This is a genomic window from Cryobacterium sp. PH31-AA6, from assembly GCF_030063195.1.
Lineage (GTDB): Bacteria > Actinomycetota > Actinomycetes > Actinomycetales > Microbacteriaceae > Cryobacterium.
This window is the reverse complement of record NZ_JASISS010000005.1, coordinates 34,611-47,699: the sequence shown is the minus strand read 5'-3', so window position 1 is coordinate 47,699 and position 13,089 is coordinate 34,611. Positions and strand designations below refer to the sequence as shown.

Below are 13,089 nucleotides of genomic sequence, written 5' to 3'. Positions count from 1 at the left end.
CGGCCCGGTCGGACGGTTCAGTGCCCGCCGTCAACGATCTTGAGCCCGACCACGCACGCCACGAGCCCGAGAATGAGCAGGATCTTGACCGGCGACGCCGGCTCCGCATCGAAGACGATCGCATAGAGAACGGTGAGCGCCGCTCCGGTCCCGACCCAGACCACATAGGCCGTGCCGGTGGATATGTCTCGCATGGCCCAGGCCAGCCCGCCCATGCTGAGCAGCAGCGCCCCGACGAAGACCACCGATGGCCACAGCCTGGTGAGGCCGGCGGACTTGCCCAGCGCGGTGGCCCAGACGGCCTCGAGAACACCGGACACGATAAGTACGATCCATGACATGACGACCACTTTCCTGGCCAGTCTTGTCGCGTGCCGGGTACTGATCCCTCGTCCGGTGCCGCGGTTCGCGGCCTGATCAGGCTATCGGAGCAGCCTGCGCGTTCACGGGGAGTCCCCGGCGCCGCGTCCAGGCACTCTCCGGCACCGCGTCCGGGCACTCTCCGGCACCGCCGTATGCAAGCGCTTTCGCCGATACGGCCGAAATCCCTTATCATTGCTAATGATATGCACGACAAGTAGGAACTTCTCAGGCGGCTATTAGGTACGCGCTGGGTTGTGCCAAGCGGGAACCACGTGTTCCGCACCAATACCAAAGGAGTCCACGGTGGCATCGAAACCCGCTGCAGACATTATTAACAGCATTGGAGGGGCCGATAATGTGGTGGCCCTCACCCATTGCGCCACCCGCCTACGCTTCACGCTCAAGGACGCGTCGGGCATCGATCAGAAGGCCGTCGAGGCGATCCCCCTGGTCCTCGGCGCCGTCCCGCAGACCGGCAACCGCTACCAGGTTGTCATCGGCGGAGCCGTTGAGACCGTGTACAACGACATTATGGCGCTTCCCGAATTGAAGAACATGGGCAAGGGCGACAGCATCGCCGACGTTAAGGCAGCGGAACGCGCAAAGGGACCCCGCGGAAAGTTCGCCGGACTCGACACATTCTTCGAGGTTCTGTCCGACTCGTTCCGTCCGATCCTGGGTGCGCTGCTTGGCGCGTCACTGTTCATCACCTTCATGGCCCTGATGGCGACCCTCGGTGTCATTCCGGCCTGGAACGCGCCGGGCGTCACCCTGGACCCGTCCTGGCAGTTCGTGAACCTGATGTGGCAGGGTGTTTTCGTCTTCCTGCCGCTCATGGTTGCCTACAACGCGTCCAAGCGGATGGGCGCCGACCCCTGGGTCGGCTTCGGCATCATGGCCGTCGTCATGCTGCCCGGCTTCGCCGCGATCGGGCAGACCGACGGTGCAGAGTCGGTCTTCGGCGGCCACGCATCCGTCGTGCAGATCTTCGGACTGCCGCTGACCGTCTTCGACTACAGCTCGCAGGTGTTCCCGCCGCTGATCATGGCCGCGGTCCTCGCTTTGCTGACCAAGTACCTGAAGAAGATCATCCCGTCCAGCGTTCAGCTGATCTTCGTGCCGTTCATCGCGATGCTCGTCATGATCCCGCTGACCGCATTCGTCATCGGCCCGATCGGCGTCTACGGCGGTGCCGGGCTCGGTAACTTCCTCAACTCGATCAACGACTTCTCGCCGTTCATCTTCGCGGTTGTCATTCCGTTGGCCTACCCGTTCATGGTTCCGCTCGGCCTGCACTGGCCCCTGAACGCGGTCATGCTGCTCAACATCCAGTCCCTCGGCTATGACTTCATCCAGGGCCCGATGGGTGCCTGGAACTTCGCGGCCTTCGGCGCGACTGCCGGTGTGCTCTTCCTCGCCATCCGCGAGAAGGACAGGCTGATGAAGCAGACAGCGACCGGCGCTCTTGCGGCCGGACTCCTCGGTGGTATTTCCGAACCATCGCTCTACGGAATCCACCTCCGGTTCAAGCGCATCTACCCGCGGATGCTCATCGGTTGCCTCGTCGGTGGCGTTATCATCGGTCTCGGCGGCGGCGTGAAGACCAGCGCATTCGTGTTCACCTCGCTGTTGACGATCCCCGCGTTCGACAACATCCCGCTGTACACGATCGCCATTGCCGCAGCCTTCTTCACCGCGATGATCCTCGTGATCCTCTCCGGTTACCAGACGCCAGAGCAGAAGGCCGAAGTTGCCGCTCAGGCTGCCGAGGACGAAGCTGCAGAGAGCGCCAAGAAGGCCGCCGTTGCTGCCTCGCACGTCGCAGCGCCGGTTGCCGTCGCTTCAATGGCCGGTACGGGCACCGCGGTTGCCACCGTGCTCGCCACGATCGGTTCGCCGGTTGCCGGAATCGTCGTTCCCCTCGTCGACGTGCCGGACCCCGTGTTCAGCAAGGGCATCGTCGGACTCGGCGTCGGAGTGGACCCGACCGGGGACACCGTGTACGCACCCGGTGCGGGCAAGGTCGTCGTCGCTCAGCCGACCGGCCACGCCTTCGGGCTGCTGCTCGACAACGGCGTGGAAATGCTCATTCACGTGGGCATTGACACCGTCAACCTGGCCGGCAAGGGCTTCGAGGTCAAGGTCTCCGCAGGCGACCGGGTCGAGGCCGGTACTCCGCTGGTGACCTTCGACCGCGCCGTGATCGAGGAGGCCGGCTACTCGCTGGTCACCCCGGTGCTCGTGACGAACCCGAAGAAGTTCGGCTCGATCGACCAGGCCGCATCCGGCTCGGTCGAGGTGGGCAGCCCGCTGATCACGGTCGGCGCAAAGTAGAACCCTCCGGGTAACACAGCCGGGGCACAAGGTGGGCAGAGAGTTTTCTGCCCACCTTGTGTCGTTTCCGGGCGTTCAGCCGCGAACCCGGGCCAGGAAGTCGCTGACCCGCTGCACCAGGAGCTCCGTGGCCGCGGCGTCGTAGGACGGCAGCGAGCTGTCGGCGAAGTAGTGCTGATCGCCCGGGTAGAGGAACAATTCGGCGAGGGGCGCCGAGTCGACGATGGCGCGGGCTGCATCGAGGTCACCCTCGCCGACGAAGTACGGGTCGGCGTCCATGCCATGGATCTGCACCGGCACCCCGGCCGGCCACGCCTCCCCGAATTCCGTCGCCGGCACGCAGGAGTAACACAGCACGGCACCCAATGCGCCGGGGCGGGTCTGGGCCAGCATCTGGGCCGGCACCACGCCCAACGAGAACCCGCCGAACACCAGGTCCCCGCCGAGATTTTCGGCTGCGCGGGCGCCGCGGTCCATGATTTCCTCGAACCCGAGCTCGCCCAGATGAGTCATGCCGGCCTCGATGGTTCCGAAGGTCGCACCGTCGAACAGGTCGGGAGTATGCACCTCGTGTCCGGCGGTGCGGAGCCGGTCGGCGAAGGCGAGCACCCCCGGGGTCAGCCCCTGCGCGTGGTGGAACAACACGATCCGGGTCATGACTGCCTCCTTCAATGACCGGCGAGGTCGACCGGCGAGAGGACCCTACACCCGGCGGTCGGATTCCTGCAGCGCCGGGAACCCGCCGAGGGCGGCCAGTGCCGGGATGCCGACCGGCTCGACCGCGAGCAGGGGAACGACCGCCAACCGGGGCGCCCCCAGCTCTCGCACGCGAGCGATCTCCGGCAGTTCACCCTGAGCCCGCAGCCGCAGGAGCGGGGACCGCGGCTCCGCCGCCGCGATCGAGTTGTTCACGATCCAGGCCCACGGCGTGATTCCGGCGCGGAGCAGGTCGTCCTGCAGTTCGGCGGCCTCGAGCACCGGTGTCGTCTCGGCCAGGGTGACCAGGATGACCTTGGTCTGCTCCGGGTCCTGCAGTTTCATCATCGGAGTGGTGAAGTGCATTCCCGGGCCCATCTGACGCTGGATCTCGCGGTGGTACGAGCCCGTGGCGTCGAGCAGCAGCAGGGTGTGACCGGTCGGGGCCGTATCCATCACGACGAAGGAGTCCTTCGCGTCGCGGGTGACCCGTGAGAAGGCCTGGAAGACGGCGATCTCCTCCGTGCAGGGCGACCGGAGGTCCTCCCGGAGCATTGCCTTGCCCTGCTCGTCGAGGTGGGCGCCCTTGGTGCGCATCACCCGCTCCGTGTAGGTCGCGATCTCGACGGCCGGGTCGATCCGGGACACCTCGAGCCCCGCGAGTTCGCCGACCAGCGTGTCGACGAGGTGGGCAGCCGGGTCCGTCGTCGTCAGGTGTACGTGGTGTCCGCGTTCGGCCAGCTGCACGGCGATCGCCGCCGCCATGGTGGTCTTGCCCACCCCGCCCTTGCCCATCAGCATGACGAGCCCGTGGCCGCCGGCCGCGATCTCGTCGACGAGGGCAGCCAGCGGCGCCGGGTCCACCTGCGCCGACGGGCCACTCTGCACCGGCACGACTTCCGGTTCGAGCAGACCCCGCAACGCCCTGAGCCCCACCATGTTCGTGCTCTTCAGCGCCACGAGGTCAGTCGGTGAGTTCCGCAAGGATTCGGGCATCGCTGCGAGCGCCCCCTGTTCTCTGGCCCGGATGGCCGCGGCCAGCCGGTCGCCCGCCTGGCCGTTCCCGGCGTCCCCCACCGGCTCGGGCAGGATCCCGTTGACGACCAGATGCTGCCCGGTGATGCCGATCCCGGCCAGTTCGGCCTGGGTGCGGGCGGCCTCGGCGAGGGTCGAACGCTGTGCCCTGGCGACCAGCACCAGCCGGGTCCGGTCAGGGTCGGACAGCGCCGCAACGGCTTCCGCGTAGACCTCGCGCTGCTTCTCGAGCCCCGACAGCGGCCCGAGGCAGGAGGCATCGCCGGTTCCCTCGGTGAGAAAGTCGGTCCACGAGCCGGGCAGCCGGAGCAGCCGAATCGTATGCCCAGTAGGGGCCGTGTCGAAGACGATGTGGTCGTACGCGGCGGTCCAGCCGGCATCCGTGAGCAGTTCGGTGAACTCGTTGAACGAGGCGATCTCGGTGGTGCAGGCGCCGGACAGTTGTTCCTCGATCGAGGCCACCTGGGCGGCAGGCAGGCGGCCCCGCACAGGTCCGACGATCCGTTCACGGTATTGCTCCGCCGCCTGTTCCGGATCGATCTCGAGGGCGGTCAGCCCGGGCACCGCGTCGATCGGGGTGAGAGTGTTGCCGATCACCACGCCGAAGACCTGGCCCACGTTGGACGCGGGGTCGGTGCTGACCAGGAGCACGGATGCCCCACCGTCGGCCAGGCGCACCGCGCTCGCGCAGGCGATCGACGTCTTCCCCACCCCGCCCTTGCCGGTGAGGAAGAGGAAGCGCGGTGGATGGTCGAGGAAGCGGGGGCCGGTCATAGCGTTCCCCTGACTAGCAGCAGCCACCGTCGGCGCCGCCGCCGCAACAGGCCGACTCGGCGTCGGGCGTCGCGGCCGGTGCCGCCATGGCGAGCAGGCGTGGTGAGCCCTCCGGCTGCACCGCGGAGTCGTGGGCGTTGATTCCGGCCCACTTGCCCAGCTCCGCCCGCGACGGATACCGCCCGGTCAGCACCGTGGCGCCGTCGACAACGGTGAGCGGGAGCCCCTCTTCCCCGGCCGTCTGCAGGAAGGCATTGGCCACCGCGTCCTCGACGAAGGCCAACGGCTCCTGGGCCAGATTGAACCGAGTGACCTGCCCGCCCCGGGACTTCGCCCAGTCGAGGTCGGCCGAGACGGTGATCAGTGCCTCGTCCACATCGACGCCGCAGATTCCCGTGCCGCAGCACAGGCCCGGTTCGAAAATCTGGATGTTTGCCATTGCGCACCAACTCCTGGTCCGGCATCCGTGGGGGGACGACTTGTCCGTGGTGTCGGTGACTCCATCATATCGATGAACATCGATCAATGCGTGCCGATAGCGTGTCCCTCGCGCTCGAGTCTGGTCGGTGCCACGATCACACTGGCATCGAAGCCCGTCGAAAGGAAGCACAACATGACCGAACGGCATCCGGCCACGGTGATCGTGGGCGTCGCACTCGGCCAGCCCGACGCCGTCGTGCTGCAGGCGGTTGTTTTCGCCTCGCATTTCGCCGCGGAGCTCGTCTTCGCCTGGGTCGATTCCGGCCGGTACATGGTCTCCGAACACCAGGACGGCAGCATGTCCACCCTGTCGTTCGACCCCGACATCACCGACCTCGGTGACGAGGGGTTCCACCCCGGTCTGCTCGCCCACCTCGAGACCCTGCTCGAGGGGCGCGGGGTGACGTGGAGCACGCGGGCCCTGGCCGGCGACCCCGCCCTGGCCCTTGGCCATCTCGCCGAGACCCTGGGCGCAGCGATGATCATCGTCGGCACCCGGGAATCGGGCATCCGTGGCGGTCTCCAGGCCTTCTTCACCGGGTCGATCGCGGTGCGGCTCGCTCACCGCCAGCATCGCCCGGTGGTGATGATCCCGCTCGCTCCGATTCCGATTGACGAACGGCTCCCCTGGGAACTGGGCTGACCTGAACTGAAACTCGGCTGACCGCCGTCGCGCCCGCGTCCCGGGCTGCGGGTCCCGGCGAGGGGAAGCCGAAGCGGACGTGATCATGGTCGACGACGACCGCGTACTGCTCGCCGGCGAAGCGAGGGATCGAGATCGAACTGACTCAACGACCCCAGTCGCCGGCCGCGTTCAGCGTGCCGCAGGGCTCCGTAGGCGATCCCTCGCAGCGTGCTCGATCAAAACGGGAACATAATCGCGCACGGGATTGTCCGCCAGTGCGGACTGCTGTTCGTGCACGGTCTCTTCGATGCGCTCTCGCGGTGCTTCGGGGAATTTCTCGGCCAAACGGTCAATGACCTTGGCGACGGCACGGTTTTCCTCTTGAGGGTTCACCTGTCCAGTGTCTGCCCCGCCCGACGTTTGGTCAACTCGCCGCCCGGCCCCGCTCGGCTTTGCCGGCCTCGTCGGGTCTGGCCCATGGAAGACTGGCACCTCGGGCGCACACCGACGCGCCCGTCGAAAGGCGCGCCATGACGGACGCATCGGAGGCCGCAGAGCTTCTCACGATCCTGCTCGACCAGGAACGCACCATCCAATTCGACTCCTTCGACCTCGGCGACGCCTGGGCCGTCGGCTCCCGGCTCGTCGAGCTGGGCCTGGACCGCGGGCATCCGATCGCCGTTTCGATCATGTTCGGCGACCAGCGGGTCTTCCACGCCGCGCTGCCCGGCTCGAGTGCGGACAACGACGCCTGGCTCGAGAACAAGTTCCGGGTCGTGCGCCGTTTCGCGAACTCTTCGTTCGCGGTCGGCACGCGGTTCCGCTCCCTCGGGCGGGACTTCCAGACGTCGTCGAACCTGGACCCGGCGACGCACGCCGCCCACGGAGGCGCATTCCCGCTGCGCGTGCGGGGCTCGCTGATCGGCGTGGTCGGCGTCTCCGGACTGGCCCAGCGCGACGACCACGACCTCGTCGTCGAGGCGCTGGCGGAACACCGGCTCGCACGAGGCTGATCCGCTCCACCTCACGGCTCCGGCCTGGGCGACCGAGCCATTGCCAGATGCGTTAGCGACTGCTAACCTTTCTTCATGGTCGATCTGCTCGAGGTGGCAACCGAACCCAGCAGGCGCCGGCTGCTCCAACTACTCGCCCACGGAGAGCGCACCGTGACCGAGTTGTCCGGCGAGTTCGCGGTGAGCCGTTCCGCGATCTCGCAGCACCTGCTGCTGCTCGAAGGCGCCGGGCTGGTTGCCGCCCGCAAGGAGGGCCGCAACCGCCACTACCGTCTGGACCGGGCGGGAATGAACCGGCTCCGCGGCCTTTTCGACGCCTTCTGGACCAGCGAACTCGATCAGCTCGTAGCCGATGCGCAGGACACTCGTCCGCGCCACGCACAAGGAGAATCCTGATGCCCTTCGACAAAACCGTCTTTCTGCCGCTCGACCCCGACGCGGTCTTCCGGCTGGTCACCGAGCCGGAGCGCCTGCGCCGCTGGAAGGCCGTCGCCGCCCGGGTCGACCTTCGGGTGGGCGGTGAGTACCGGTGGACCATCCTGCCCGGCCATTCCGCGGCCGGCACCTTCACCGAGATCGAACCGGGCAAGCGGGTCGTGCTCACCTGGGGCTGGGAGGGCTCGACCGACCTGCCGCCCGGGGCCTCCACCGTCTCGATCACCCTCGACGCGGTCGAGGGCGGAACGACCCTGCGGCTCGTTCACGACGGCCTCACCGCCGAGCAGGCGGCAAGCCACGCGGAGGGCTGGAACCACTTCCTCGGCCGCCTGGTCACCCTCGGCGTCGAGGGTGACGTCGGGCCGGACGAGTGGGCCGCCAGCCCGGATCCGCTCGACCCGTTTGCCAGCGCCGAGGCGGCCCTCGCCATTCTGCAGCGCGTGCTGCGCGGCGTGACCGCGGAGAACGTGGATGCCCAGACTCCGTGCGAGGATTTCACCGTCGTCGAACTTGTCACTCACCTCGACGGTTCGATTACCCGGATCGGCGCGGCCCTCGGGATCCCCGTGCCCGGTTCCACCTCCTCCGCCGGCCCCGCCGCTGCCCCTGCCGAGGTGCGGATCGCCGACATCGCCCAGAAGACCCTCGAGGCCCTCAGGCTCCGCGGGCTGGACGGCACCCTCGACCTCGGGCGGGGCCGCATTCCCACGACGACGGTGACGAACATGCTGAACCTGGAGTTGCTGGTGCACGCCTGGGATCTGGCGACCGCGACCGGGCAACACCTGGAGGTGGCCCCGGCGCTCTCCGACTACGTCCTCGACCTGGCCCGCCGGACGATTACCGACCCGGTCCGCGGCTCCGGCAGATTCCACGCGGCCAGGGAGGTCGAGGACTCGGCCTCGAGCCTGACCCGGCTGCTGGCCTTCACCGGCCGCCGGGACTCGGAGTGATTCCCGTGGTCGATGTGCGAACGGAGATCATCATCAGCCGTCCCTGCCGGGAGGTCGCGGACTACGCGGCCAATCCCGACAACGCGCCGACGTGGTACTCGAGAATCGCCTCTGCGGAGTGGCGCAGTCCGCGACCGTTGGCCCCCGGCGCACGGATCGCCTTCATCGCGACGTTCCTCGGCCGGACCCTCGACTACACCTATGAGATTGAGGAGTACGTGCCTGGCGAACGGCTCGTGATGCGCACCCTGGAGGGCCCATTCCCGATGCGCACCGAATACACCTGGGCCGCCCTGGACGCTTCGCGCACCCGGATGACCCTGCGCAACAGCGGCGCGCCGAGCGGCTTCTCCCGGCTCGTCGCCCCGTTCATGGCGGTGGCGATGAGATCCAATATCACCGGGGACCTACGACGACTCGCCGGCATCCTCGAAGCGACCGACCCCGGAGCCACAGGCCCGGGGGTGCCCGATACCCACGAAAACCGCACCTGACCGCCCGGCCCGGTGCCCCGACAGGAAGGAAACACCATGAGCAAGTTCATCTACATCTACCAGGGCCCCGCCACCCCAATGGACCAGTTCACTCCTGAACAGAGTGAGAAGGAGACCGCGGCATGGGGAGCCTGGATGGGTCGGATCGGGTCGGCTCTCGTCGACGGCGGCGCCCCGTTCGCCCGCGGCGCCGCTGTCGTCGACGACGGATCGACCGCACCGGCGGCCGACCTGACCGGGTACAGCATCGTCGAGGCCGCTGACCTCGACCAGGCGAAAGCCCTCGCGGACGGCCACCCGTTCCTCAGCGAAGGCAAGGGCCGGTTCAGCCTGCAGATCTTCGAACTCGGACAGATGTAACCTCAGATCAAGATCCGGCCGGGGCCGGCACCCCGGCCGGCCGCCCTCTTCGTCAGGAGGCACCGATGGTCGAGCCAGAGTCCGTCGGCGCCGCACCGCCCGCACGCCGGTGGTCGGCCTGGCGGGTGGTGCTGAACTTCGGTATCGTGAGCCTCGTCGTCGACATCGCCTCCAATGGTGCCCAGTCACTCACCGGCCCGCTTCTGGGCCAGCTCGGGGCATCCGCACTGATCGTCGGCGTCGTCGCGGGTCTGGGCGAGGCCTGTGCGCTCGTCCTCCGGCTCGTCTCCGGACCCTGGTCGGATCGAACCGGCCGCTACTGGACCTTCACCATTGCCGGCTATGCCCTGACGGCGCTCTGCGTTCCCCTGCTCGCCGTCACCCCCTTCGTGGGCGGTGCCGGCCTGGTGCTCGCCAGCGCGCTCATCCTGGCCGAACGCACCGGTAAGGCGATCCGCAGCCCGGCGAAGACCGTGCTCCTCGCGAACGCGGCCGGTGCCGTCGGCCGCGGGCGGGGCTTCGCCGTACACAAGTCCCTCGACCAGGCCGGGGCGCTGCTCGGACCGCTGCTCGTCTCCGCCGTGATCGCCGCGACGACGGTGATCTGGCCGGCCTTCGCCGTGCTGGCGGTTCCGGGTGCCCTGGCGATCGGCATCCTCGTCTGGATGCGCGCACGCGTGCCAGACCTCAGCGTCTATGAGGGCAGCCGGGACCGGCCTCGGCCCGTGACGCCGCCGGTCAGTGCGAGCAACCCGGCCGACCCTCCTGCGGCCTTCAGGCTTCCGCGCACGTTCTACCTGTTCGCGTCGACCGTTGGCGTGTCGACGATCGGACTGGTCAGCTTCGGCGTGATCGCCTTCCACCTCGTGGATGCCGGCATTCTTCCCCTCGCGGCGGTTCCGCTCGTCTACGCGACCGCCATGGGCTCGGCCGCGCTTGGCGCTCTGGCCAGCGGGTACGCCTATGACAGGCTCGGCTCCGGCGTGCTCTACTCCCTGCCCCTGATGATCGCCTTCGTGCCGGGGCTCTCCCTGTCGGCCCAGCTCGGCGCCGTCATCGTCGGCGCCGTGCTCTGGGGCACCGCCACCGGTGTGCAGGAGTCCACGGTCAAGGCGCTCGTCGCGGATCTGGTGCCGAACGGCCTGCGCGGCACCGCCTACGGCATCTTCGCCGCCTTCGAGGGTGCGGCAGCACTGGCGGGTGGAGCGCTGGCCGGGGCGCTCTATGACCGGGTATCGGTGCTCACCACCATCGTCGTCATCCTCCAGGGGCTGGCCGTCGCCCTGCTCTGGGCAACGATCCGGAGGCAACGCCTCGATGCGCGGCAGGTTGATCCTTCCCCTATCCAGGTCCGGCGTGGGATTCTGGAACCAGGCCCCCGACCCGGCTCCCTTGGAGTTCCCGTGATCACCCCGACGACACCGACCACCGCCGCCACCGATGGGCCCGCTGAGCCCTCCGACCGCATCACGCTGCGTTTCATGGCCGTCCCCCAGGACGTGGCGGCCTCGGGAGCCACGGTGGCCGCCGGCAGCGTGCTGGAGTGGATCGACAAGGCCGCGTATGCCTGCGCGGTCGGCTGGAGCGCCTCGGACACCGTGACGGCATACGTTGGCAACGTGCACTTCACCCGGCCGATCAAGCCGGGCAACCTGGTCGAGGTACACGCCAGGATCATCCACACCGGACGCACGAGCATGCACGTGCTGGTCACGGTCGAAACCACGGATGTGCGCGCGAGGGAATATAGTGCAGCGACCCACTGCATCCTCGTTTTCGTCGCCGTCAACGACACCGGCAAGCCCCGGGAGGTACCGACCTGGGTGCCCCACTCGGACGTCGACCGGGAACTGCAGCAGAACGCGCAGGCCAGGCTGGAGCCCCGCAAACGCATCCAATCCGTCATGCGCTCAGCAGAATATACCGACGCTGGCACGACGCCGCGCACCGTGTTCCGCTTTCTGGCCGCTCCCGCCGACGCGAACTGGGGCGGGAACGCCCACGGCGGCACCGTCATGCGCTGGATCGACGAGGCCGCCTACGCCACCGCGGCGGCGTGGAGCTCGGAGGCGGCGGTGGCCGTCTATTCCGGCGGCATTCACTTCTACCGGCCCATTCACATCGGGCACATCGTCGAGGTGGATGCCCGGCTGATTCACACCGGCCATCGCAGCATGCACATCAGCATTCGCGTGCGCTCGGGCAGCCCGAGGAACCCGCACGACCTCCAGCTCACCACCGCGTGCATGAGCATCTTCGTGGCGATGGGGCCGGACGGGCACGCCGAACCGGTCACCCCCCTCACCCTGATCACCACGGAGGACAAAGTCCTCGACGAACAGGCCAGGGCGCTCATCGCCCTGCGCGCACCTCTCTCGATGATGCCCGTGGAGCTTTTCCGGCGACCCTGACGGCAGGGCGGTGATCCGGTGCGACCGGTAGCCTAGTGACCAGCCGACGGCAGCCCGCTGCACGGCCGCGCGGCAGGTCGACAGGCAAGGGTTCCTCATGGCACGTCAGGTTCCGATCGGCGCGCGACTGCGCGCGGCGCGGCTGGGCAAGGGCCTCACGCTCGAGGCCGTCGCCACCAGCGCCGGGATCACCCAGGGATTCGTCAGCCGGCTGGAGCGTGACCAGGTCTCGCCGTCCGTGGCCACCCTGGTGGCCATCTGCGACGCGGTCGGGCTGCGCGTGGGCGAACTGTTCGAGGCGCCGCCCACCCAGATCGTGCGCGCAGGGCACGGCGCACCGATCAATTTCGGCGGAAGGGGCGCCACCGAGAGCCTGCTGACGCCCGGCAATCAAAGCCAGGTCGAGGTCATCCGCTCGGTGATCGACCCCGGCGGCTCGGCCGGCCTGGACCTCTACGCGCTCGACACCGAGGTCGAATTCGCCTACGTACTGCGCGGCACCCTGGTCATCGTCATCGGTGAGGAGACGTTCTCCCTCGAGGCCGGCGACGCGCTCACCTTCCGCGGCCGCGACCCGCACACCTGGCGCAACCCGTCGGACGCCGACGAGTGCGAAGTGCTCTGGATTCTCGCTCCCGCGCCGTGACCCCAGCCCTCAATTACGGACAACGCACCTCTTCTCGGCGCACGAGGGTGCTATCTCTGCAACTCAGTGCTGGGGACGGGCGGTCAGTGCTCCGGGGCGATCGGGTCGGGGTCGGCCGCACCCTTCGCTGAGGCGCCGTGCTCCTTGCCCTGGCGTGCCACATAGGCACGCTTCAACTCCGCCCACCGGGGAAGGGAGACCTGGTTTGCCGGTTGCGTCGAGTCAATCGGGGTGGATTCGGCCACGGTGCCCTCAGTCTCGGTCGTCGTCACGGTCGCCGCCGGCGACCTGGCGGGACACGAACTCCCGCTTGAGTGCTGCCCACCGAAGCGTCGAAACGTAGTGGGGGGTTGAAGTTATCGTGGAATCGGCCAATGGGTCTCTCAGTCTCAAACGTGAAATGAACGGCACGCCGCTGAGCCTGGTTCGGTGAATGAGCGATCGAGATTGTCACGGTTTGGCATCGG

General features: G+C 68.1%; 15 protein-coding genes and 1 riboswitch. Of the genes, 9 read left to right on the top strand and 6 right to left on the bottom strand.

Annotated features, from left to right (window positions below):
- Nucleotides 1-17: 17 nt before the first annotated feature.
- Nucleotides 18-341, bottom strand: coding sequence for a DMT family transporter (locus tag QMG61_RS05825; protein ID WP_283493399.1), 324 nt, complete (start codon nucleotides 339-341; stop codon nucleotides 18-20).
- Between the two features lie 12 nt (nucleotides 342-353).
- A riboswitch (guanidine-III (ykkC-III) riboswitch) is annotated at nucleotides 354-418 on the bottom strand.
- A gap of 248 nt (nucleotides 419-666) precedes the next feature.
- Here QMG61_RS05825 and QMG61_RS05820 point away from each other — a divergent pair.
- Nucleotides 667-2,697 carry a glucose PTS transporter subunit IIA gene (locus QMG61_RS05820; RefSeq protein ID WP_283493398.1) on the top strand — a complete coding sequence of 677 codons (2,031 nt, stop codon included), beginning with the start codon at nucleotides 667-669 and terminating at the stop codon, nucleotides 2,695-2,697.
- Nucleotides 2,698-2,772: 75 nt separating this feature from the next.
- Here the strand turns inward: QMG61_RS05820 and QMG61_RS05815 are convergent, their stop codons facing one another.
- Genes QMG61_RS05815 through arsD form a run of 3 tightly spaced genes read right to left on the bottom strand, consistent with a single transcriptional unit; the run spans nucleotide 2,773 to nucleotide 5,641 of the window.
- Entirely contained in the window at nucleotides 2,773-3,354 is a 582-nt protein-coding gene (locus QMG61_RS05815; RefSeq protein ID WP_283493397.1) for a dienelactone hydrolase family protein, read from the bottom strand.
- A gap of 45 nt (nucleotides 3,355-3,399) precedes the next feature.
- Nucleotides 3,400-5,202 (bottom strand): arsenical pump-driving ATPase, encoded by a 1,803-nt coding sequence (gene arsA, locus QMG61_RS05810; protein WP_283493396.1) that lies wholly within the window; start codon nucleotides 5,200-5,202, stop codon nucleotides 3,400-3,402.
- A gap of 13 nt (nucleotides 5,203-5,215) precedes the next feature.
- Nucleotides 5,216-5,641, bottom strand: a complete 426-nt coding sequence (arsD, locus tag QMG61_RS05805; RefSeq protein ID WP_283493395.1) for an arsenite efflux transporter metallochaperone ArsD — start codon at nucleotides 5,639-5,641, stop codon at nucleotides 5,216-5,218.
- 174 nt (nucleotides 5,642-5,815) lie between these two features.
- Here arsD and QMG61_RS05800 point away from each other — a divergent pair, with 174 nt between their 5' ends.
- Complete coding sequence (locus QMG61_RS05800; protein ID WP_283493394.1) at nucleotides 5,816-6,325, top strand: universal stress protein; 510 nt, start codon at nucleotides 5,816-5,818, stop codon at nucleotides 6,323-6,325.
- 171 nt (nucleotides 6,326-6,496) lie between these two features.
- On the opposite strand, the gene QMG61_RS05795 is transcribed toward QMG61_RS05800, so the two are convergent.
- Entirely contained in the window at nucleotides 6,497-6,700 is a 204-nt protein-coding gene (locus QMG61_RS05795; RefSeq protein WP_283493393.1) for a three-helix bundle dimerization domain-containing protein, read from the bottom strand.
- Between the two features lie 137 nt (nucleotides 6,701-6,837).
- On the opposite strand from QMG61_RS05795, the gene QMG61_RS05790 reads away from it, so the two are divergent.
- The 7 genes from QMG61_RS05790 to QMG61_RS05760 all read left to right on the top strand — a co-directional run bounded on the left by QMG61_RS05790 (nucleotide 6,838) and on the right by QMG61_RS05760 (nucleotide 12,622).
- Entirely contained in the window at nucleotides 6,838-7,320 is a 483-nt protein-coding gene (locus tag QMG61_RS05790; RefSeq protein WP_283493392.1) for a heme-degrading domain-containing protein, read from the top strand.
- Between the two features lie 75 nt (nucleotides 7,321-7,395).
- Nucleotides 7,396-7,716, top strand: a complete 321-nt coding sequence (locus QMG61_RS05785; RefSeq protein WP_283493391.1) for an ArsR/SmtB family transcription factor — start codon at nucleotides 7,396-7,398, stop codon at nucleotides 7,714-7,716.
- Nucleotides 7,716-8,711, top strand: coding sequence for a TIGR03086 family metal-binding protein (locus QMG61_RS05780; protein WP_283493390.1), 996 nt, complete (start codon nucleotides 7,716-7,718; stop codon nucleotides 8,709-8,711). The genes QMG61_RS05785 and QMG61_RS05780 overlap by 1 nt, the downstream gene beginning before the upstream one ends.
- Before the next feature lie 5 nt (nucleotides 8,712-8,716).
- Nucleotides 8,717-9,205, top strand: a complete 489-nt coding sequence (locus QMG61_RS05775; protein ID WP_283493389.1) for an SRPBCC family protein — start codon at nucleotides 8,717-8,719, stop codon at nucleotides 9,203-9,205.
- Between the two features lie 36 nt (nucleotides 9,206-9,241).
- Nucleotides 9,242-9,565 (top strand): YciI family protein, encoded by a 324-nt coding sequence (locus QMG61_RS05770; protein ID WP_283493388.1) that lies wholly within the window; start codon nucleotides 9,242-9,244, stop codon nucleotides 9,563-9,565.
- Between the two features lie 65 nt (nucleotides 9,566-9,630).
- Nucleotides 9,631-11,976 (top strand): MFS transporter, encoded by a 2,346-nt coding sequence (locus QMG61_RS05765; protein WP_283493387.1) that lies wholly within the window; start codon nucleotides 9,631-9,633, stop codon nucleotides 11,974-11,976.
- Nucleotides 11,977-12,073: 97 nt separating this feature from the next.
- On the top strand, nucleotides 12,074-12,622 hold the full coding sequence (locus QMG61_RS05760; RefSeq protein ID WP_283493386.1) for a helix-turn-helix domain-containing protein: 549 nt from the start codon (nucleotides 12,074-12,076) through the stop codon (nucleotides 12,620-12,622).
- An 83-nt stretch (nucleotides 12,623-12,705) separates the two neighbouring features.
- Here the strand turns inward: QMG61_RS05760 and QMG61_RS05755 are convergent, their stop codons facing one another.
- Complete coding sequence (locus QMG61_RS05755) at nucleotides 12,706-12,894, bottom strand: hypothetical protein (RefSeq protein WP_283493385.1); 189 nt, start codon at nucleotides 12,892-12,894, stop codon at nucleotides 12,706-12,708.
- Nucleotides 12,895-13,089 lie beyond the last annotated feature (195 nt).